General features: G+C 62.7%; 18 protein-coding genes and 1 pseudogene. 2 read left to right on the top strand and 17 right to left on the bottom strand.

What is annotated here, in order from left to right; translation table 11 throughout:
- Positions 1-7: 7 nt before the first annotated feature.
- The 8 genes from GWE18_RS19710 to GWE18_RS19675 all read right to left on the bottom strand — a co-directional run bounded on the left by GWE18_RS19710 (position 8) and on the right by GWE18_RS19675 (position 8602).
- Positions 8-1750, bottom strand: a complete 1743-nt coding sequence (locus tag GWE18_RS19710; RefSeq protein ID WP_275187516.1) for an ABC transporter substrate-binding protein — start codon at positions 1748-1750, stop codon at positions 8-10.
- Positions 1751-1857: 107 nt separating this feature from the next.
- Positions 1858-2184 carry a DUF2160 domain-containing protein gene (locus GWE18_RS19705; protein WP_275187364.1) on the bottom strand — a complete coding sequence of 109 codons (327 nt, stop codon included), beginning with the start codon at positions 2182-2184 and terminating at the stop codon, positions 1858-1860.
- Between the two features lie 2 nt (positions 2185-2186).
- Entirely contained in the window at positions 2187-2993 is an 807-nt protein-coding gene (locus GWE18_RS19700; RefSeq protein ID WP_275187363.1) for a carbohydrate ABC transporter permease, read from the bottom strand.
- Positions 2993-3895 carry a sugar ABC transporter permease gene (locus GWE18_RS19695; protein ID WP_275187362.1) on the bottom strand — a complete coding sequence of 301 codons (903 nt, stop codon included), beginning with the start codon at positions 3893-3895 and terminating at the stop codon, positions 2993-2995. The genes GWE18_RS19700 and GWE18_RS19695 overlap by 1 nt, the downstream gene beginning before the upstream one ends.
- Positions 3895-4980, bottom strand: a complete 1086-nt coding sequence (locus GWE18_RS19690) for an ABC transporter ATP-binding protein (RefSeq protein WP_275187361.1) — start codon at positions 4978-4980, stop codon at positions 3895-3897. Before GWE18_RS19690 ends, GWE18_RS19695 begins: the two co-directional genes overlap by 1 nt.
- 11 nt (positions 4981-4991) lie before the next feature.
- Entirely contained in the window at positions 4992-6071 is a 1080-nt protein-coding gene (locus GWE18_RS19685) for an ABC transporter ATP-binding protein (RefSeq protein WP_275187360.1), read from the bottom strand.
- Positions 6068-7612, bottom strand: coding sequence for a glycerol-3-phosphate dehydrogenase (gene glpD, locus GWE18_RS19680; RefSeq protein WP_275187359.1), 1545 nt, complete (start codon positions 7610-7612; stop codon positions 6068-6070). The genes GWE18_RS19685 and glpD overlap by 4 nt, the downstream gene beginning before the upstream one ends.
- Positions 7613-7771: 159 nt before the next feature.
- A complete protein-coding gene (locus GWE18_RS19675; RefSeq protein WP_057854973.1) occupies positions 7772-8602 on the bottom strand; it encodes a DeoR/GlpR family DNA-binding transcription regulator in 831 nt (276 codons plus the stop codon).
- A 161-nt stretch (positions 8603-8763) separates the two neighbouring features.
- Between GWE18_RS19675 and GWE18_RS19670 the strand changes: the two genes are divergently transcribed.
- Positions 8764-9297 carry a nuclear transport factor 2 family protein gene (locus tag GWE18_RS19670; protein ID WP_275187358.1) on the top strand — a complete coding sequence of 178 codons (534 nt, stop codon included), beginning with the start codon at positions 8764-8766 and terminating at the stop codon, positions 9295-9297.
- 17 nt (positions 9298-9314) lie between these two features.
- Here the strand turns inward: GWE18_RS19670 and GWE18_RS19665 are convergent, their stop codons facing one another.
- Entirely contained in the window at positions 9315-9503 is a 189-nt protein-coding gene (locus GWE18_RS19665; RefSeq protein WP_275187357.1) for a hypothetical protein, read from the bottom strand.
- A 145-nt stretch (positions 9504-9648) separates the two neighbouring features.
- Here GWE18_RS19665 and GWE18_RS19660 point away from each other — a divergent pair.
- Positions 9649-9948: pseudogene (locus GWE18_RS19660) on the top strand (YMGG-like glycine zipper-containing protein); the annotation flags it as partial.
- A 129-nt stretch (positions 9949-10077) separates the two neighbouring features.
- Here GWE18_RS19660 and GWE18_RS19655 read toward each other — a convergent pair.
- The 8 genes from GWE18_RS19655 to GWE18_RS19620 all read right to left on the bottom strand — a co-directional run bounded on the left by GWE18_RS19655 (position 10078) and on the right by GWE18_RS19620 (position 20110).
- Complete coding sequence (locus GWE18_RS19655) at positions 10078-10506, bottom strand: acyl-CoA thioesterase (RefSeq protein ID WP_275187356.1); 429 nt, start codon at positions 10504-10506, stop codon at positions 10078-10080.
- Complete coding sequence (locus GWE18_RS19650) at positions 10503-12596, bottom strand: 3-hydroxyacyl-CoA dehydrogenase NAD-binding domain-containing protein (RefSeq protein WP_275187355.1); 2094 nt, start codon at positions 12594-12596, stop codon at positions 10503-10505. The genes GWE18_RS19655 and GWE18_RS19650 overlap by 4 nt, the downstream gene beginning before the upstream one ends.
- 2 nt (positions 12597-12598) lie before the next feature.
- On the bottom strand, positions 12599-13882 hold the full coding sequence (locus GWE18_RS19645; protein ID WP_275187354.1) for an acetyl-CoA C-acetyltransferase: 1284 nt from the start codon (positions 13880-13882) through the stop codon (positions 12599-12601).
- Positions 13882-16149, bottom strand: coding sequence for an acyl-CoA dehydrogenase (locus GWE18_RS19640; RefSeq protein WP_275187353.1), 2268 nt, complete (start codon positions 16147-16149; stop codon positions 13882-13884). Before GWE18_RS19640 ends, GWE18_RS19645 begins: the two co-directional genes overlap by 1 nt.
- A 270-nt stretch (positions 16150-16419) precedes the next feature.
- Complete coding sequence (locus GWE18_RS19635) at positions 16420-16686, bottom strand: hypothetical protein (protein WP_275187352.1); 267 nt, start codon at positions 16684-16686, stop codon at positions 16420-16422.
- Positions 16687-16950: 264 nt separating this feature from the next.
- Complete coding sequence (locus GWE18_RS19630; RefSeq protein WP_275187351.1) at positions 16951-18192, bottom strand: SMP-30/gluconolactonase/LRE family protein; 1242 nt, start codon at positions 18190-18192, stop codon at positions 16951-16953.
- Positions 18193-18378: 186 nt separating this feature from the next.
- A complete protein-coding gene (locus GWE18_RS19625; protein WP_275187350.1) occupies positions 18379-19386 on the bottom strand; it encodes a L,D-transpeptidase family protein in 1008 nt (335 codons plus the stop codon).
- A 100-nt stretch (positions 19387-19486) separates the two neighbouring features.
- On the bottom strand, positions 19487-20110 hold the full coding sequence (locus GWE18_RS19620) for a flavin reductase family protein (RefSeq protein ID WP_275187349.1): 624 nt from the start codon (positions 20108-20110) through the stop codon (positions 19487-19489).
- Positions 20111-20401: the final 291 nt, after the last annotated feature.

The raw sequence follows: 20401 nt of genomic DNA, 5'->3' as shown, positions 1-20401 counted from the left end.
GCGAAGCTTACTTCGCCTCCGCCCGCTTGGGCGGAGTGGCCGGCCACGACTTGATCAGCGCGTCGTAGTCGACGGTCTCGCCCTTCGGCTTCTCGTTCGCCAGCTTGCGCGCCGGCGCGATGGTCTTGTCCTTCTCCGCCTTGGCGAACCAGAACTCGGCCGTCTCCTTCTTGTTCAGCTTCGGCCCGCACTCTTTCTGCACGCCGGACTTCTCAAGACGCTCGAGCACCGAGTCCTGGGCTGCGGCCAGCGCATCCATCGCCTGCTGCGGCGTCTTCGCACCGGACGACGCATCGCCGATGTTCTGCCACCACAACTGCGCAAGCTTCGGATAGTCAGGCACGTTGTTGCCGGTCGGGGTCCACTGCACGCGCGCGGGCGAGCGGTAGAACTCGATCAGGCCGCCGAGCTTCGGCGCACGCTCGGTGAACGACTTGTCCCAGATGTCGGATTCACGCACGAAGGTGAGACCGACATGGCTCTTCTTCAAGCTGACAGTCTTGGAGTTGATGAACTGGAGATAGAGCCAGGCCGCCTTGCGGCGATCGGGCGGGGTCGATTTCAGGAGCGTGGAGGAGCCGGCGTCCTGGTAGCCGAGCTTCATGCCCTCCTTCCAGTACGAGCCGTGCGGCGACGGCGCCATCCGCCACTTCGGCGTGCCGTCCGCGTTCACGACCGCAATGCCGGGCTTCACCATGTCGGCGGTGAAGGCGGTGTACCAGAAGATCTGCTGGGCGATGTTGCCCTGCGCCGGCACCGGACCTGCTTCGGAGAAGGTCATGCCTTGCGCCTGCGGCGGAGCATACTTCTTCATCCAGTCGAGGTACTTGGTGATCGAATAGACCGCAGCCGGGCCGTTGGTGTCGCCGCCGCGCTCAACCGACGAGCCGACGGGGCGGCAGCCTTCCATGCGGATGCCCCATTCGTCGACCGGCAGGCCGTTCGGGATGCCCTTGTCGCCGTTGCCGGCCATCGACAGCCAGGCGTCTGTGAAACGCCAGCCGAGCGAGGGATCCTTCTTGCCGTAGTCCATGTGGCCATAGACCTTGACGCCGTTGATCTCCTTGATGTCGTTGGTGAAGAACTCGGCGATGTCTTCATAGGCCGACCAGTTCACGGGAACGCCGAGCTCATAGCCGTACTTGGCCTTGAACTTGGCCTTGTACTCCGGATTGGAGAACCAGTCGTAGCGGAACCAATAGAGGTTCGCGAACTGCTGATCGGGAAGCTGATAGAGCTTCTTGTCCGGACCCGTCGTGAACGACTTGCCGATGAAGTCGTCGACGTCGAGTTGCGGATTGGTGACGTCCTTGCCCTCGCCGGCCATGTAATCCGACAGGATCACGGTCTGGCCGTAGCGGAAGTGGGTGCCGATCAGATCGCTATCGTTGATCCAGCCATCATAGACGTTCTTGCCGGACTGCATCTGGGTCTGCAGCTTCTCGACCACGTCGCCTTCCTGGATCAGGTCGTGCTTGACCTTGATGCCGGTGATTTCGGTGAAGGCTTTCGCCAGCGTCCGCGCTTCATATTCGTGCGTCGTGATGGTTTCCGACACGACGTTGATTTCCATTCCCTTGAAGGGTGCGGCGGCTTTTTCGAACCACTGCAGCTCCTTCAACTGGTCGACCTTCGACAGCGTCGAGGGCTGGAACTCAGTGTCGATCCACCTTTGATTGACGGCGTCGTCCGCACGAACAGGTGCGGCAATGGTCACGGAAGCGGCGATCAGCGCAGCCGCGCTGGTCATCGTCAGAAAGCTCTCCTTGGTACTACGTCGCATGTTGGATCCTCCGGTTGCAACGACAAACACAAACTCAGGCCCGGGTTGATCCCGGATCTGTCTTTTTTCGCTGTTCAGACGGTGCGGAAAATCGCAACGGCCGAAACGAGCGAAATCAGGGTTGCGAGCCACAGGCTCGATATTTCGACGCCCTCGCCGATCGGGAGCGTCAGAAGCGGATCGGTGCCGGCAAAGGCGATCCACAGCAGATGAATGACTGCGGCGAGCACCAGCGAGATGAACAACCGGTCGCCGCGCGTGGTCGGAATGCGCAGAATGCCGACGCGCTCGGCCTCGGGATAAGCAACCGCCAGCCACGTCATGGCGGCAAGCGTCAGCGCCAGCATCACGAAGAAAATCGCGGTCGGGAGCGTCCATGCCATCCATGCGATGTTTTCCATGGCTACACCCTGCCCAGCGCGAAGCCACGCGCGATGTAGTTGCGAACGAACCAGATCACCAGAGCGCCGGGAATGATGGTGAGGACGCCGGCGGCGGCGAGCAAGCCCCAGTCCATTCCGGCAGCCGAGACGGTGCGCGTCATGATCGCCGAGATCGGCTTGGCGTTGACGGCCGTCAGCGTACGCGCCAGCAATAGTTCGACCCAGGAGAACATGAAGCAGAAGAACGCCGCGACGCCGATGCCGCTCGCGATCAGCGGCACCAGGATCTTGACGAAGAAGCGCGGGAACGAGTAGCCGTCGAGGAATGCAGTCTCGTCGATCTCGCGCGGCACGCCGGAGACGAAGCCTTCGAGGATCCAGACCGCCAGCGGTACGTTGAAGATGCAGTGCGCCAGCGCGACCGCCCATGGCGTGTCGAACAGGTTGATCGCCGAGTAGAGATTGAAGAACGGCAGCGCGAACACCGCGGCCGGCGCCATCCGGTTCGACAGCAGCCAGAAGAACAAATGCTTGTCGCCGAGGAAGCGATAGCGCGAGAAGCCGTAGGCCGCCGGCAGCGCCACCGCGATCGAGATCACGGTGTTGATGATGACGTATGTCAGCGAGTTGATGTAGCCGGAATACCAGCTCTCGTCGGTGAAGATGCGCCTGTAGTTCTCCAGCGTCGGCTGGTGCGGCCACAGCGTCATGGTGGTGACGATCTCGGCATTGGTCTTGAAGCTCATGTTGACGAGCCAGTAGATCGGCAACAGCAGGAAGATCAGGAACAGCGAAATGATGAGTCGGCGTCCGGGAATCGAATGCATCAGGCGCCTCCCTTCTTGGCGGGACGCTCAACCCCGGCATTGGTCATGACGGTGTAGAACACCCAGCACACGATCAGGATGATCAGATTGTAGACCAGCGACAGCGCGGCCGCCTTGCCGAGGTCGAACTGCCCGAGCGCGATCTTGACCAGTTCGATCGAAACGAAGGTGGTCGAGTTTCCGGGCCCGCCGCCGGTCACCACGAACGGCTCGGTGTAGATCATAAAACTGTCCATGAACCGCAGCAGCACGGCGATCAGCAGCACGCGATTCATCTTCGGCAACTGGATCGCCTTGAACACCGCCCAGCGCGAGGCGCCGTCGATCTGAGCGGCCTGGTAATAAGCGTCGGGGATCGACTTCAGCCCGGCGTAGCAGAGCAGCGCGACGAGGCTGGTCCAGTGCCACACGTCCATCACGATGACGGTGGCCCAGGCATCGAACTCGTTGGAGACGTAGTTGTAATCGATACCCAGACTATTGAGCGTATAGCCGAGCAGGCCGATGTCGGGCCTACCAAAAATCTGCCAGATCGTTCCGACCACGTTCCACGGAATGAGCAGCGGCAGCGCCAGGATGACGAGGCACACGGCGACGGTCCAGCCTTCGCGCGGCATCGACAGCGCGACCACGATACCGAGCGGCACCTCGATCGCCAGGATGATGGCGGAGAACAACAGGTTGCGGCCGAGCGAAGCCAGGAAGCGTCCGCCGAGATCGGTCGAGGGGTCGAGCAACTCCTTGAACCAGCCGACGCCGTTCCAGAAGAACTGGTTGTTGCCGAACGTATCTTGCATCGAATAGTTCACGACCGTCATCAGCGGCAGGATCGCGGAGAACGCGACCACCGCGAATACCGGCAGCACCAGGAACCAGGCTTTCTGGTTGATGGTCTTGTCCATCAGGCAACCCCCTCGACCAGACGGCTGTCGGCATAGACGTGAACATGCGCCGGATCGAACACCAGCCCGACCATGTTGTCGGGGACGGAAAATCCCGGCGGCATGCGGGCGGAAAACTTTTCATCGCCGACGCGAACGCGGGCGAAGCGGGCACGGCCGAGATCGTCGATGCGCTCGATCGTGGCCGACAACAGCCCGGACGCCGGCGCCGCGACATGGAGGAATTCCGGCCGCACGCCGATCTCGATCTTCGCGCCGGCCGGCAGCACGCCGTAATTGCGATGCAGGCCGATGGTGTGGCCGTCGACGCGCGCCTCGTGTCCGCTCACCGCGGCCGGCACGATGTTCATGCCGGGCGAGCCGATGAAATAGCCGACGAACGTATGCGCGGGCTTGTCGAACAATTCGGCCGGCGTGCCGCTCTGCACCACGCGGCCATCATGCATGACGACGACGGTATCGGCAAAAGTCAGCGCCTCGGTCTGGTCATGGGTAACGTAGATCATCGTGAGATCGAGCTCGCGATGCAGCGCCTTGAGTTTTGAGCGCAACTGCCATTTCAACTCGGGATCGATTACCGTCAGTGGCTCATCGAACAGCACCGCGGCGACGTCGGAGCGGACGAGGCCGCGGCCGAGCGAAATCTTCTGCTTGGCGTCCGCGGTCAGGCGCGTCGCCTTGCGGCCAAGATAAGGCGTGAGATCAAGGAGATCGGCGATCTGCTTCACCCGCGCCTCGACCTCGGCCTTCGGCACGCCGCGGTTCTGCAGCGGGAAGGCGAGGTTCTGCCCGACCGTCATGGTGTCGTAGATCACCGGAAACTGGAACACCTGCGCGATATTGCGCTTCTGCGTTGACAGCGGTGTGATGTCGGCGCCGTCGAACAGGATTTTCCCGCGCGAGGGCGTGACGATGCCGGAAATCAAGTTGAGCAGCGTGGTCTTTCCGCAACCAGAGGGACCGAGCAGCGCATAGGCGCCGCCCTGCCGCCAGGTCATCGTCACCGGCTTCAGCGCAAAGGATTCCGGTGGCGCGGCATTGCCGCCGTAGGAATGCGCGAGATCGACGAGGTCAATGCGGGCCATGCGGTTTTCCCTCAGGCCCTGGCCGGCGCGGCGACCAGACGATCGGCGGCGTCGAACACGAAGACATTCTCGGGATCGAGCACGGCATCGAGCACATGTCCCGGCTCGTATTCATGCACGCCCTGCAGCACCGCGACCCAGTTGGAGGCACCACGGTTGAGATGCACAAAACTTTCCGAACCAGTGATCTCGGTCACGGTCACGGTGGCATGGAACGCGTGGCGGCCGGCGATGCCTTTGGCCACTTCTAGCTGATGGGCGCGGAAGCCGACACGGTAAGGACCATCGGCCAGCGATGCATAGAGCCCGGCGGCGGGCGCCTGGATCCCGCCGGCATATGCGACCTGCCCGTTTTTTTTCTCGACGCCGACGATGTTGAGCGGCGGATCGGAGAACACCTGCGCGACCCGCAGCGTGTCAGGGTGGCGATACACCTTCGAGGTATTGCCGGCTTGAAGCACCTCACCTTGCCACATGCACACGGTGTCGCCGCCGAGCAGCAGTGCCTCCGAGGGCTCGGTCGTCGCATAGACAAAGATCGCGCCCGACGCCTCGAAGATACGCGGCAGTTCGGCGCGCAGTTCTTCGCGCAGCTTGTAATCGAGATTGGCGAGCGGCTCGTCCAGCAGCACCAGATCGGCGCCCTTGACCAGGGCGCGCGCGATTGCGGTGCGCTGCTGCTGGCCGCCGGACAATTGCAGCGGCGTGCGCTTCAGAAAGGGCTCGAGCCGCAGGAGTTTTGCCGCCTCCTGAACGCGCCGGTCGATCTCTTCGCGCGGCCGGCCCTGCACGCGCAGGGGCGAGGCGATGTTCTCATAGACCGTCAGCGAGGGGTAGTTGATGAATTGCTGGTAGACCATCGCGACCGAGCGCTGCCGCACGTCGGCGCCGGTAACGTCCTTGCCGTCGACCAGCACGCGGCCGCTGGCGGGCTTGTCCAGTCCGGCGAGCAGCCGCATGATCGAGGTCTTGCCCGAGAGCGTCGGTCCGAGCAACACGCTCAGCGTGCCGCGTTCGAGCGTCAGCGAGACATCGCGAATGGTCGGGATGCCGTCCACGGTTCGAGTGACATGTTCGAGCGTGACGCTCATGGCCGCCCTCCCGCTTCACGCAAGGGACGTTCGCCGGAGCCGCGATGGGCTTTGACCCATTCGTCGAGCGCGGCAATTTCATCTGGCGACAGCCGCAAGCCGAGCTTGGACCTTCGCCACACCACGTCCTCGGCGGTGCATGCCCATTCATTCGACATCAGGTACCGGACCTCGCTCTCGGTCAAGGTAGCGCCGAACGACTGGCCGAGATCGGCAAAAGATTTGGCGTTGCCGAGCAATTTTGTCGCACGCGTGCCATAGGCATGCGCGAGCCGGTTGGCATGCGCCGGCGCGAGGAACGGATATTTCCGCGTCAGTTCCGCCGTCAGCGCGGCGACCGCCGAAACATCCATGTCGCCGCCCGGCAGCGGCGCCTTGCCCGTCCAACCTTCTTTCTCTTTCGCGCTGTGCAGATAGGGCGCGAGCCGTTCCAGCGCTTCTTCCGCCAGCCGCCGATAGGTCGTGATCTTGCCGCCATAGATCGACAGCAAGGGCGCACCGCCGGGCGTGTCCAGTTCGAACACGTAGTCGCGCGTCGCGGCCTTGGCCTCGCTGGCGCCATCGTCATAGAGCGGCCGCACACCGGAATAGGTCCAGACGACATCCGCAGGGAGCACAGTCTTCTTCAGATACTCGCTGGCCGACGCACAGAGATATTGAATCTCCTCAGGGCTAGCTTTCACCTTGGCCGGATCGCCGTCGTAATCGCGATCGGTGGTTCCGATCAGGGTGAAGTCGTCCTGATAGGGAATGACGAAGATGATGCGGCCGTCGGCGTTCTGGAACATGTAGGCGCGGTCATGGTCATAAAGCTTGCGCACCACGATGTGAGAGCCCTGCACCAGCCGCACTTTCGCACGCGCGTTGACGCCCGAGCCGGACGAGAGCACCTGCTCGACCCACGGGCCGCCGGCATTGACCAGCGCGCGCGCCTGGATGGTCGTGCGCTCTCCGCTGATCGTGTTCTCGACGGTGACCTGCCAGATGCCGTCGACCTGCCGGATCTCGACCGCGCGCGAGCGGGTGTGGATTTCGGCGCCGTGATCGGCCGCGTCGCGTGCAGTGAGCACGACAAGGCGCGCGTCGTCGACGAAGCAATCGGAATATTCGAAACCGCGCTTGTAACGGTTGGCGATCAAGGGTTTGCCCACCTCGTCATGGACCAGATCGACTGAGCGCGTCGGCGGCAGCAGATGGCGGCCACCGATATGGTCGTACAGGAACAACCCTAGCCGAAGCAGCCAGGCCGGCCGCAAGCCGGAGTGGTGCGGCAAAACGAAACGCAGCGGCCTGATGATGTGGGGCGCGATCTGCCAAAGAATTTCGCGCTCGATCAGCGCCTCGCGGACCAGCCGGAACTCGTAATATTCGAGATAGCGCAGCCCGCCGTGCACCAGCTTGGTCGACCAGGACGACGTTCCGCTCGCCAAATCATTCATTTCACACAGGAAAACGGAATTGCCTCGGCCCGCCGCATCGCGCGCGATGCCGCAGCCATTGATGCCGCCTCCGACGATGGCGAGGTCGAATACCCTGTCCAACGAAACGCTTCCCCGGCGATCGCCTCTTCACTTCGGCGATTTAACTTTCGGATGGGAGTTAATCACAACAAAAAACGAAAGCAAGGCGAAAGAGGGGAACTCGGGCTCGATTGGGCACACTTTTGGACTAAGGGCGCTTTGTGGTCCGTGCTGATAGCGCTACTTCAACCGCACCACGGTCGAAGCCGGCTCGCCGCCGGGATCGTCGATATCAGCCGCCGACTTCTCCATCGCCTCGACGACCTCGATGCCGCGGTGGTGGCAGATGTTGGCGAGACCGGCCGGTAATGGCGCATCGGTCACGAACGTCTGGATCTGGCTGAGATGGGCGATGCGCACCGGGGCACTGCGGCGGAGTTTGGTCGAGTCCGCGACCAGCATGACGCTGCGGGCGTTGGCGATGATCGCCTGCGCGGCCTGCACCTCGCGATAGTCGAAGTCGAGCAGCGCGCCCTCCTCGTCGATCGCGGAGGCCCCGATGATGGCGTAATCGACCTTGAACTGGCCGATCAGACTGATCGCGGTCGATCCGATCACCGCGCCGTCGGCACGGCGCACCGCGCCGCCCGCCACGATCACCTCGATGCGCGGGTGACGGTAGAGCAGCATGGCGACGTTGAGATTGTTGGTGATGACCAGCAGATCCTCATGCGAGGTCAGCGCGCTTGCGACTTCTTCCGTCGTGGTGCCGATGTTGATGAACAACGAGCAGCCGTTCGGAATCCGCGACGCCGCGGCTATGCCGATCGCCCGCTTCTCTTCCGCCGCCACAAAGCGCCGCGCCTCATAGGCGAGGTTCTCGACGCCAGAGGCGATGATGGCGCCGCCATGGATGCGGGTCAGCGAGCGCTGGTCGCAGAGATCGTTGAGATCCTTGCGGATGGTCTGCGCCGAAACCTCGAAACGCTTGGCGAGGTCCTCCACCATCACCCGGCCAAAGGCGCGGGCGATGTTGAGGATTTCAGTCTGACGGTGGGACAGTCCGGCCACGGCTGGTACCCTTGAGATATCGACTGGGGGCACAAAGTTGCCGTTATGGTGCGGCTGATTGGGGCCGCGGTCAACGAGGGAGATCGACTGCGAAGGCGTTTGGCGGGGCGAAGCGACGAATCCTGGTTAAGGCGACGCCCGAAGCCAAGCGAGCCCGCACCATGCGCGCAGCCGCTCGACAAAGCAATTTGTGGCTGCAACACTGTGATCACAACCAGAAACGAGTGGAGGAAACCATGAACATCGATCGCCGTCAGCTCGCCTTGCCTGTCCTCGCACTTGGGCTTGGGGTTGGGCTCATGAGCGTCGTCCCCGCTTTTGCCGGTGCGGACGAGGATGCCATCGCAAAGAACGTCGAAGCCTTCCGTGCGGCGCAGGCGGCTGGCAATGCCGAGGGGATCGCCCCGCTCTGCGCGGAAGAGCTCAGCTACAGCCACTCCAGTGGAGCTGTCGACGACAAGGCGGCACTGCTGGCGGGCGTCAAGAATGCGAAATACAAATGGACGTCGCTTGAATACAAGAACCCCACGATCCGCATCGTCGGTCCGGCCGCCATCGTACGTTTCAATTTTGTTGGCGAGCAGGAATTTGCGGCCGATGGCAAGAAGGTTCCGCAGAACCTTCACATCCTGATGAACTGGCAAAAACAGGGCTCGGACTGGAAACTGCTATCGCGGTCGGCCACCAAGCTCTGACAGGCGGGCGCTGGCGGTTACGCCGCCAGCGGCATCCCGCTGGCGAGGCGTTGGGCAGCACGCTCGGCCTCGCGAGCGTTGCGGAATACCTGCCCTTCCAGCCGGTTGAATTGGTGCGTAGCGGCAAAGAACCGGTAGCCGCCGGGAGTGCGCACAACAATCCCAGCCGGCTGCGAGCCGACTTCGATGATATAGGTGTCCGACATGACCCAGCCTCTGATTTCTTCCGGGCCTACAACCGGTTGCAGGGCAAATCGTTCCCTGCATCCAGCGTTGCGCCGCAAGGCCAACCTATGTCAAAGCTGGTCGCGAAGTACGCTGGCGAATCGTTGAAATGGCTGGAGAACTGACATGATGCCGAAATTCGCGCTCTCGATGCTGGTTGCCCTTGCGGTCTGCGCACCGCTCCAGGAGGCGGCGGCGCAGGAAAGCACGCTCGGGGGCGCGCTGTTCGGCGGCGCCGCCGGCGCCATTCTCGGCGGTGCGCTCGGCGGCGGCCGGGGTGCGGCAGTTGGCGCGATCGTGGGTGCTACGACGGGAGCCGCGATCGGCGCCCAGGGCGAGCCGCGGCCTGGCGGTTATCGCTACTATCAAGGCGGCTGCTACGTGGAGCAGCCCGGCGGCTGGCAGGAAGTTTCGCCGCGCTATTGCGGCATCCAGGCGCAATACGCCCCGGCGCCGGTCTATGATGCGCCGGCCTGCACGCGCTATCGCTCCTATGATCCGCGCCGAGGCACGTTCATCGGCCGCGACGGCTACGAGCGTCCCTGCCCATAAGATTCAGGTCGTGATAATGCCGTCCGGGCTGACCGGCTGCGGGCGGCCATTATCGTCGATCGAGACGTAGGTGAAGTTACCGTCGGTCACCAGGATCGACTGCAACTCCTTGCGGCGCACGACCCACGCCTCAAGATGGACCGTGATCGAGGTGCGCCCGACCCGCACCAGATTGGCGTAGACCGAAACGAGATCGCCGACATAGACCGCTTTGCGGAAATTCATCGCCTCGATCGCGACCGTCACCGTGCGTGATTTAGTGATCTTGGAGGCGAACACGCCGCCGCCGATGTCCATCTGGCTCAGCAGCCAGCCGCCAAAAATGTCGCCATTGGCATTGGTGTCGGCCGGCATCGCCAGCGTGCGGATGCAGAGATCGCCGCGCGGCTCGGTCTCGGTGTTAACCGGCGCGTGCACGTGAGTTTCGGTCACTTGAAAGTCTCCCAGCCAACATCCGGTGTGAATCGGCCGCCGAATTTGTCGGTCAGCGCATCCAGGGTCGAGACCACGTTCTCCACGCCGCGGGTTCGCGCATAGTTCAAGGGACCGCCGCGGAACGGCGCGTAACCCGTACCGAAGATGACGGCGCCGTCGACCACATCTGCGTTGTCGACAATGCCTTCACGCAGACAGGCGACGCAGACATTCGACATAGGCAGGATCAGACGATCGATCATCTCGGCCGACGGTTCCGACATCGCGAGCGCGCCCGAAGTATCGGCTTTGCCGTCCTTCCAGGTATAAAAACCCTTGCCGGTCTTGCGGCCGAGCTCGCCTCTCGCGACCTTGTCGCGCAACCACGCCGGCGTCGACGGCAGCAGGTTGCCGAACTTCGAGCGCAGCATGTCGCCGACATCGAGGCAGATATCGAGGCCGACCTGGTCGGCGAGCTCGATCGGGCCCATCGGCATGCCGAACTTCTTCGCGGCAGCGTCGATGACCATCTTGTCGATCTTCTCGTCGAGCATCAGCATCGCTTCCAGCATGTAAGGCGTCAGCGCGCGGTTGACGAGGAAGCCAGGCGACGATTTTACGGGCAGCGGCAGGCGGTCGATGGCGCCGACGAAAGCGAGCGCCTCCTTCAGGAGTTGCGGATCGGTGCCGTCATGGCTGACGACCTCGACAAGCTGCAGTCGCGAGACCGGATTGAAGAAGTGAAGTCCCAGCAACCGCTCGGGCTTCTCTAACGTGGTACGCAGGTCCTGCAGCGGAATGCTGGACGTGTTGGTCGCCAGGATCGCACCGGGCTTCATCTTCGGCTCGAGCCCGGCATAGACCTTCTGCTTCAGCTCCAGCTTTTCCGGCACAGCTTCGATGATGAGATCGGCGTTGCGGACGCCTTCGGCCTGCATGTCCGGCATCAGCCGATCGAGCGCATCGCGCACCGCGGTGCGCTTGCGCAGGATCTTGCCGTAGAGATCGGCGGCACGCTTGATCGCGCCCGCAATCGGCTCCGGCTTCATGTCGGCGAGCGTCACCCGCAAATTCTGGCCGGCGCACCAGGCGGCAATGTCGCCGCCCATCGCACCGGCGCCGATGACGTGAACGTGCTCGATCTTGTTACCGTCTCCTGCGAGCTTCTTCATTTGCTCGCGCAGGAAAAATACGCGGATCAAATTCTGCGCGGTCGGCGTCACCATCAATTTGGCAAACGACGCCTTCTCGGCGTTGAGCATCGCCGCCCGATCGCCGCCATGCTTTTCCCAGAGATCGATCAGCGCATAGGGCGCGGGATAATGCGCCTCCGGCGCGGTCTTGCCAGCCTCGCTGCGCATCCGCGAGGCAAGGAAGCCCCTGACGGGGCCGAGCGAAAAGACGGTGTTGAGGAAGCCGGGCCGCGCACGCTTGAGGCGGCCGGACACGGCGTCCTTGACCGCATTGCGCACGTGACGCTCCTGCGTCACGGCGTCGACCAGCCCCAGCGATTTCGCTTTGCGCGCATCGATGGTCTTGCCGGTGAGCATCAGCGGCATCGCCTGCATCGGATTGACGAGCTGCGTGAAGCGCACGGTGCCGCCAAGGCCGGGATGCAGGCCGAGCATCACCTCGGGAAATCCGAACCGTGCGTCCTCGATCGCAATCCGCATCTGGCAGGCCAGCGCCACCTCGAGGCCGCCGCCGAGGCAGAAGCCATGGATCACGGCCACGCTCGGAATCCGCAAGGCCTCCAAGCGGTCGATCACGGCATGGGCGCGGCCGATCTCGGTCTCGACCGCGCCTGCGTCGGTCGCGCCGCGAAACGCGTTGACGTCAGCGCCGGCAATGAAGCCGGATTTCTTGCCGGAGCGGATGACGAGACCCGTCGGCCGCTGGCCTTCGAGTTCGGTTATTATCTTGTCCAGCTCCTCAATCAGATCAGCCGACAGCGTGTTGGCGCTGGTGCCCTCGCGATCGAACAGCAGCCAGGCGACGCCGTCGCCATCGCGGGTCAGCTTGAAGTTTTTGTACGGACCCCCGGCATCGGGCGTCGGCCCGAGCTCGAGCACGCGATCGCCGAGAACGTCCATGATCTGTGATTCCATGATCACACCGTCTCTATCAGCATCGCGCCGCCCTGCCCGCCGCCGATACACTCGGTGGCGATGCCGCGCCTGGTGCCCAATCGCTTCATGGCATTGACGAGATGCAGCACAATGCGATTACCGCTGCAGCCCACGGGATGGCCGAGGCTGATCGCCCCGCCATCGACGTTCAATTTGCCCTGGTCGAGTCCGCCGGCCGCGCCGTCGAGGCCGAGAATTTCCTTGCAGAATTTTTCATCGCTCCAGGCGGCAAGACAGCCCAGCACCTGCGTCGCGAACGCCTCGTTCAATTCCCAGGTCTCGATATCGGCAAACGTCAGTTCATTGCGCTTCAATAGCTCCGTTGCCGACAGCACCGGGCCCAAGCCCATGATGCCGGGATCGAGCGCCGACCACTGGCTGTCGAGAATGACCGCCTTCGGCGTTAACCCGTGCTTGGCGACGGCCTCTTCGGAGGCGAGGATCACCCACGACGCGCCGTCGGTGATCTGCGAGGAATTGCCGGCGGTGACCTTGCCCCAGGGACGCTCGAACACCGGCTTCAGTTTTGACAAGCTCTCCGGCGTCGAGTCCGGGCGCACGCCGTCGTCATGATCGTAGAATTTTCCGTCGCGTGCGAACGCGGTTTCAACCTCGCCCTTGAGCCAGCCTTCCGACTGCGCCTTTGCCAGCCGCTTGTGGCTTTCGGCGGCATAGGCGTCGGACTGCGCGCGCGTGATGCCGAAGAGATGCCCGACCACTTCGGCGGTCTGGCCCATATTGAGTTCGGTGATGGGATCGGTGAGCCCGCGCTCCAGCCCGATGATCGGCTTGAAATAGCTCGGCTTCACCTTCAGCGCGGCCATGATCTTTGCGCCGATGCCCTTGGCGCCGGCAAGGCCGGCGAACCAGCGCACCCCCTGTTGCGGCCACACCAGCGGCGCGTGGCTCAGCGCCTCGGCGCCGCCCGCCAGAATAAGGTCTGAGACGCCCTCGCGAATGTAGCGGTAAGCCGTGTCGATCGACTGCATGCCGGAGCCGCAATTGATCTGCACGGTGAAGGCAACCATCTTCTCGCCCATGCCGAGCCGTAGCGCGGCGACCCGGGCCGGGTTCATCTCGTCGGCAATGACATTGACGCAGCCGAGGATGACCTGGTTGAAGGCGTCGGGCGCGAAAGGCTGCCGCGCCAATAGCGGCCGGCCGCATTGCACGGCGAGATCGACCGGGGTGAACGGCCCGGGACCGGAGCGCGCTTTCAGGAACGGCGTCCGGCTGCCGTCGACAATATAAACCGGTCTTGCCATCAGCCTGCCGCCCTCTGCTCACCCAGTTCCTGGAAGAACTGATGCACGTCGGTGCCCTTCCTGTAAATCGGCGACAATGCCTCAGGCGCGAAATCGTCGACCTCAATCACCTTCGCAACGGCTTCATGCGCCGCCTGCAGCTTCTCGCCGTCGGCCTGGGTGATGACGCCCCTCTTCACCGCGTCCTTCCAGTCATGCAGGCGCGCGGCGCGCATCTGTTTGGCAACATCCTCTGCGGCCGTTACCAGCAGGAATGCCTTCTGCAGCCGCGCGATGCCGCCATCGTCGTCGACGGCGGAGAGATCCGCGGTGAGCCGGTCGCGCGCCGCCGACGGCTCCAGCACGAGCTGCGCGCATTGATGCACGACGCGGTCGGACGGGCCGATTACCCTTGCGCCGAACGGCTGGATCAGGAATTTCAGGATGATTGCTACGAACCGGTTCGGCAGGTTGGCGAGGATTTCGGCAAAGCGGTTCTCGATCGTCTTGAAGCCGCTCGCCATGCACCATTCGAGCGCGGCGAAATCCTCCTTCTGCCGTCCCTCCTCCTGCCAGCGCTTCAGCGCCGCCGACAACAGATAGAGCTCGGACAGGATATCGCCGAACCGCGCCGAGAGCATTTCCTTGCGCTTGAGCGCGCCGCCGAGCGTCAACAGCGCCATGTCGGCGCATAATGCAAACGCCGAACAGTAGCGCGAGAGCTGGCGATAGAATCGCGTCGCCTCGCCGGCATCGGGTGCGGGCGCAAACAGCCCGCCGCTCCAGCTCCGGCCCCAGGCGCGGAACACGGTCTTGAAGCTGTGGCCAATGTGTTTCCAGAACACCCGGTCGAAGGCGTCGAGCCCCTTGGCGCGATCGGCTTCACCCAGCGCATTCATCTCGTCGAGCAGGAATGGATGAGCGCGGATCGCACCCTGGCCAAACACGATGAGATTTCGCGTGAGGATATTGGCGCCCTCGACGGTGATGCCGACCGGCACCGCGCGATAGAGGTTGCCCATATAATTCTGCGGCCCGTCGATCACGGCCTTGCCGCCGTGGATGTCCATGGCGTCGTCGATCACGATCCGCATCCGCTCGGTGGCGTGCAGCTTCATGATGCCGGAAATGACGGCGGGATGATGCCCCTGATTAAGCGCCGCGCAGGTCAGCCGTCGCGCGGCGTCGAGCAGATAGGCCGTGCCGGCGATGCGGGCGAGCGGCTCCTCGATGCCTTCGAACTTGCTGATAGAGATTCCGAACTGCTCGCGGATCCGGGCATAGGCGCCGGTGGTGCGTGCTGCATAGGCCGCGCCCGCCGCAGACAACGACGGCAGCGAGATGCCGCGGCCGGCGGCAAGCGCCGTCATCAGCATCTTCCAGCCCTCACCCAACCGGTCCTGTCCGCCGATGATGTAGTCCATCGGGATAAAGACGTCGCGGCCCCAGTTCGGGCCGTTCTGGAACATCTGCATCGCCGGCAGGTGGCGGCGGCCGATCTCGACGCCGGGCAGGTCGGTCGGGATCAGCGCGACCGTAATGCCGAGGTCTTCCTGATCTCCCACGAGATGATCGGGATCATAGGCCTTGAAGGCAAGACCGAGCAGCGTCGCGACCGGGCCAAGCGTGATGTAGCGCTTGTGCCAGTTCAGCCGCAGGCCGAGCACCTCGCGGCCCTCGAAATTACCCTTGCAGATGATGCCGGTGTCGACCATCGACGCGGCGTCGGAGCCCGCTTCCGGGCTGGTCAGGCCGAAGCAGGGAATGTCGGCGCCTTCGGCAAGCCGCGGCAACCATCTCTGCTGCTGCTCGCTGGTGCCAAAGCGCATCAGCAGTTCACCCGGCCCGAGCGAGTTCGGTACCATCACGGTGACGGCCGCGGTCAGCGATCGCGAGGAAAGTTTTCGCACCACTTCCGAATGCGCATAGGGCGAGAAACCGAGCCCGCCAAACTCCTTCGGGATAATCATGCCGAAAAATTTGTGACGCTTGATGAAGGCCCATACCTCCGGCGGCAGGTCGCGCCATTCCCAATTGATCTTCCATTCGTCGAGCATGGCGCAGAGCTCGTCGACCGGACCGTTGAGAAACGCCTTTTCCTCATCAGTCAGCGTCGCCGGCGCTGTCGCCAGCAATTTCGACCAGTCGGGGTTGCCCGTGAAGAGATCGGCATCCCACCAGACGTCGCCCGCTTCGAGCGCCTCGCGCTCGGTGTCGGACATCGCGGGCATGGCGCCACGCGCGAAAGCGAAGATCGGCTTGCTGATGAAATCGCGGCGGAAGCTCATGGCGACCTCCTCATGATCGGGGACGCGACGTCGCGCCACACCTGTGCCAAACGTCGGTTCATCCTAGCTGAAAAGCGTGGGATTCGAGGCAGTTTGCACCGGGAATGAAGCGAAATTGATAAACCGGGAGATAACGGCTGACGTCCCGGACCCGTTCCAGGGTGGCTGCATTATCCGGCGTTTGAAGACCGGCTAGCAAGGCTGGCGCGAGCCACACGAAATGGTCTTCGCCTGGCCTGCCCCAGCAACCCGCGCGGGCAGACATGCTATCTACAAATAACGCTTACCGCGTCTTCGTTCGTTGGGAACGAATACGGCAAACACTTCCCTGACGCGAACGGCAGGCGTGACGTCGCGAGTAAAGCGAACTTCCGCGGTTGCCGAAGTTTCCTCCACCCGAGGCGCGTAAATGGCGCTCCCGTACAGCGATCCATCGAACCGCAAATTGCTCTCGTCGTCGGTGAGATAAGCGTTTGAAACAAACAACAATACGAGTAACGCCGATCCGACGTAGGTAAAATACTTGAAAATAGGCATTGATAGACGCGGCTCCCTTCTTCGAAGGAAGGGTGCATCGCTCGCAACAAAGCTGAGGTTTAAGGACGCCCAGCTTTTGCCGGAACAGTTCGCTGCCGGTTGCCAATTTGTGACGAATTTTAGTGAATCGCCCTCTCGTCATTCCGGGGCTCGCGAAGCGAGAGCCCGGAATCCATTCTGCAGCAGTAGCTGCGGTCCGATGGATTCCGGGCCTGCGCCCAAGCGGGCGCATCCCGGAATGACCAGCGGCGAGGCAAAACCAGGCTAGCCCGGTCCCGCGCCTTGCGTGGCGGTGTACACGGCATAGAGCGACTGGCTTGCGGCCATGAACAGGCGGTTGCGCTTGGGTCCGCCGAAGCAGATGTTGCCGCACACTTCGGGCAGGCGGATCCGGCCGATCAGCTTGCCATCCGGCGACCACACCGTCACGCCACTATAGCCGACCGCGCGGCCGGCGTTGCTTGAGCACCAGACATTGCCGTTGACGTCGCAGCGTACGCCGTCCGGTCCGCATTTCACGCCGTCGACCATGAAATCGCTGAACCGCTTGTGGTTGGTGAGCTTGTTGTCGGTGCCGACATCGAACACGAACATGTCGCCCTTGCCGCCCGCGCCAGTATCGCCCGGCCCCTTGCCGGTAGAGGCGACGTACAGCTTCTTGTAATCGGGCGAGAAGCAGAGACCGTTGGGATCGGGCACCTGCTCTTCGGTCACCACGAGGTCGACGCGGCCGGAAGGATCGATGCGATAACAGTTGGTCGGCAATTCGCGCTTGCCCGGTACGAAGCCGGCCGGCTGGCCGATCCGCGGATTGAGCTTGCCGGCAGCGTTGCTCGGACCTCCCGCGACGTCGGGCTCGCCCTCATAGAGCATGCCGCCATAGGGCGGATCGGTGAACCAGTAGCTGCCGTCGGGATGCGCGACGACGTCGTTCGGCGAGTTGAGCTTCTTGCCGTTGTAGGAGTCGGCCAGCACGGTCGCGGTGCCGTCGTGTTCATAGCGCACGACACGGCGGGTAAGATGTTCGCAGGAGAGCTGTCGCCCCTGGAAGTCGAACGAGTTGCCGTTTGAGTTGTTGGAGGGCGTGCGGAAGACGCTGACGTGACCGTCATCCTCCGACCATCTCATCTGCCTGTTGTTGGGGATGTCGCTCCACAGCAGATAACGGCCCTGCGCGCTCCAGGCCGGCCCCTCCGCCCACAACAGCCCGGTATGAAGGCGCTTGATCGCGGTGTTGGGCTGGGCGAGATTGTTGAAAGATGGATCGACCGCGATGATGTCGGGATCCCAGAAATAGGTGGTCGGCGCGCCTCGCGGACTGAAATCACGCGGCGGGCTGGTAATCGTCGACGGCGGCGCCACAGGGCCGCTCTGGGCCAGTGCGCCGCTGACCCCTGCCACGGTGGCGCCGGCGCAGGCGGCCAGGCCGTGGACAAGGGTTCGTCGTGTAATCGTGAATTCTGAATCGCGCCGCTGTTGTGAATCGCCCCGCTCTTGGCGTGTCATCGCATCCTCCCAGTGTGTTCACCGGCCGTTGATCCGGCCTGGCAACTTGAGGTTAATCCGGAGCGCGTCCGGTTGCGAGAGCTGCTTTCAATTTTGCTCGCGGTTCAAGCTTGCAGTCGAAAATGGCATTACCTCGTCCAACGCATGTTTGTTTGTCGGGAAGCTTCGCCATTGGGGCGATTGAAGTCACTTCCGGTTCGCCGCCGCGCGCTCGATGAACGACACTTCGGCGCCCTTCTTCAGAAACTTTGCCAATTTGTCGACGTCCCAGTTGGTGAGACGCACGCAGCCGTGCGATTCCGCCTTGCTGACCTTCGAAGGATTGGACGTCCCGTGAATGCCATATCCTTCTGCTGAAAGTCCGATCCAATAGATGCCCACGGGGTTGTTCGGGCCCGGCTTGATGGTGAAAGCTCGCCTGGATCTGACCTCCTTGAATTTGTAATCCGGGTTGTAGCGATAATACGGAGAGACATCGATCGAGACCACCTTGAGCGTGCCGCTCGGCGTCGGCTTTTCCTCGCTGCCCACGGTCGCCGGAAAGAAGAAGATCAATTCGGAATTCGCGAAGGCCTTGACGGTTTGGGCCGATTTGTCGACCTCGACGCGCGTTACAGCCGGCTTCGTCCCGTTCGGCTTCGTCTCGCTCACCGCGACATTTGCCACCGAAATCGTTAGACCGGCCTCATCAAATTTCTTGCCGGGATTTAGAGCTGCGAGAAGCGTCTCGCTCATATGAAATTTTTCGGCGATGGCCTCGCGCGGACTGGTGTAGCGCAGCGCCTTCAGGCTCTTCATGTCCTCCATCTTCGCCGGGAGCTTCTTCAGGAACGGACCCTTTACGTCCTTTTCCGTGATCTTGTAGTCGACGATAACAGCATCCGCACTGGTCGCGACCAGTGCACCCCAGACTTCAGAAGTCAGGGGCAGTTTGTTCACGGCCAGGCCCTTGGCTTCGGCAAATGCCTTCAGGGCCTTCTCGGCATTTTCGCCAAGCTTGCCGTCGATCTCTCCGGGCGAGAAATTGGCGCGGTCGAGCAGCACCTGCGCCTTGACGATCACCGGATGAATCTTGTCGTCGGCCGGCGCCCTGCCCCTAAACTCCGCCTTGTTGACCGTGGCGGCGTCCGGGCCGGCAACGACGGGACGGACGAGGCACGCGAGCAGGACTATTCCGACCAAAACGCGGATCATCGGGAATCTCCAAAATACCGTCTAATAAGAATTTGGACGGGTCGGAGTTCCGTGCTGGTGGCTGGCACAAAGAGAGCCGCGTAGCCCGTACATTCGACAATCAATCCGGGCGGATCATCTCGAACATGTTTTCCGGCTTGATCTCGAAATAATCGCCGCGGCGGCCGGCGCGGACGATGGGGTGGGCGAGCCCGGTCTGGTAGACGCCGTCCTTGATGAAGGCCTTGTCGATATGCACGGCGACGACCTCGCCCAGTGTCAGCCAGGCCTGCGCCTTTTCACCGTCCTTGCCCTGCAACTGGATGATCTGCGTCAGCTTGCACTCGAAGGCGACCGGACTTTCCGCCACGCGCGGCACGTTGATGAGCTTGCAGGGCGCAGCCGTCAGCCCTGCGATCTTGAACTCATCGACATCACGGGCAAGATGGGCGGCGGTCGCGTTCATCTGCTTTGCGAGATCCATCGTGGCGAGATTCCAGACGAATTCCCCGGTGTCCTGGATATTGCCTGCGCTGTCTTTCCAGTTGGTCGAGGAAAAGCCAATGATCGGCGGCACATAGCAGAAGGCGTTGAAGAAGCTGTAGGGCGCCAGGTTGACGTTGCCGTTGCCGTCGCGCGAGGAAATCCACCCGATCGGGCGTGGCGCGATGATGGCGTTGAAGGGATCGTGCTTGAGGCCGTGGCCGTTCTTCGGCTCGTAGAAGTGCAGGTCTTTAGTGGTCACGCCGGAATTTTCCTTGTTATTCGTAGCCCGGATAAAGCGAAGCGCAATCCGGGGAATGGCGCAAGCGGCCGGAGTCGCCCCGGATTACGCTTACGCTCCATCCGGGCTTCTGTAACGGGCCTCGATTAGTCAATCCCTTTTGCGTCATCCGCTCGCCGGAAACCTGCTTCTGTACGGGATCGGCGCAAGGCCGTCGCCTGATGGGGTTCGTAAGAGGATAGGTCGGCCAATCTACGGAAAGCGTGATCATATCGCTCGATATGTCGACAACCCGGATGTCGGCCTGACCTG

This window comes from Bradyrhizobium sp. CSA112 (assembly GCF_029051645.1).
Taxonomy (GTDB): domain Bacteria; phylum Pseudomonadota; class Alphaproteobacteria; order Rhizobiales; family Xanthobacteraceae; genus Bradyrhizobium.
This window is presented reverse-complemented; position numbering and strand designations above follow the sequence as displayed.

Excerpts from the sequence above, each read along its gene's own strand:
- GWE18_RS19710 (WP_275187516.1), bottom strand. The coding sequence starts at position 1,750 with ATGACCAGCGCGGCTGCGCTGATCGCCGCTTCCGTGACCATTGCCGCA.
- GWE18_RS19705 (WP_275187364.1), bottom strand. The coding sequence starts at position 2,184 with ATGGAAAACATCGCATGGATGGCATGGACGCTCCCGACCGCGATTTTC.
- GWE18_RS19700 (WP_275187363.1), bottom strand. The coding sequence starts at position 2,993 with ATGCATTCGATTCCCGGACGCCGACTCATCATTTCGCTGTTCCTGATC.
- GWE18_RS19695 (WP_275187362.1), bottom strand. The coding sequence starts at position 3,895 with ATGGACAAGACCATCAACCAGAAAGCCTGGTTCCTGGTGCTGCCGGTA.
- GWE18_RS19690 (WP_275187361.1), bottom strand. The coding sequence starts at position 4,980 with ATGGCCCGCATTGACCTCGTCGATCTCGCGCATTCCTACGGCGGCAAT.
- GWE18_RS19685 (WP_275187360.1), bottom strand. The coding sequence starts at position 6,071 with ATGAGCGTCACGCTCGAACATGTCACTCGAACCGTGGACGGCATCCCG.
- GWE18_RS19670 (WP_275187358.1), top strand. The coding sequence starts at position 8,764 with ATGCGCGCAGCCGCTCGACAAAGCAATTTGTGGCTGCAACACTGTGAT.
- GWE18_RS19665 (WP_275187357.1), bottom strand. The coding sequence starts at position 9,503 with ATGTCGGACACCTATATCATCGAAGTCGGCTCGCAGCCGGCTGGGATT.
- GWE18_RS19650 (WP_275187355.1), bottom strand. The coding sequence starts at position 12,596 with ATGGAATCACAGATCATGGACGTTCTCGGCGATCGCGTGCTCGAGCTC.
- GWE18_RS19645 (WP_275187354.1), bottom strand. The coding sequence starts at position 13,882 with ATGGCAAGACCGGTTTATATTGTCGACGGCAGCCGGACGCCGTTCCTG.
- GWE18_RS19640 (WP_275187353.1), bottom strand. The coding sequence starts at position 16,149 with ATGAGCTTCCGCCGCGATTTCATCAGCAAGCCGATCTTCGCTTTCGCG.
- GWE18_RS19635 (WP_275187352.1), bottom strand. The coding sequence starts at position 16,686 with ATGCCTATTTTCAAGTATTTTACCTACGTCGGATCGGCGTTACTCGTA.
- GWE18_RS19630 (WP_275187351.1), bottom strand. The coding sequence starts at position 18,192 with ATGACACGCCAAGAGCGGGGCGATTCACAACAGCGGCGCGATTCAGAA.
- GWE18_RS19625 (WP_275187350.1), bottom strand. The coding sequence starts at position 19,386 with ATGATCCGCGTTTTGGTCGGAATAGTCCTGCTCGCGTGCCTCGTCCGT.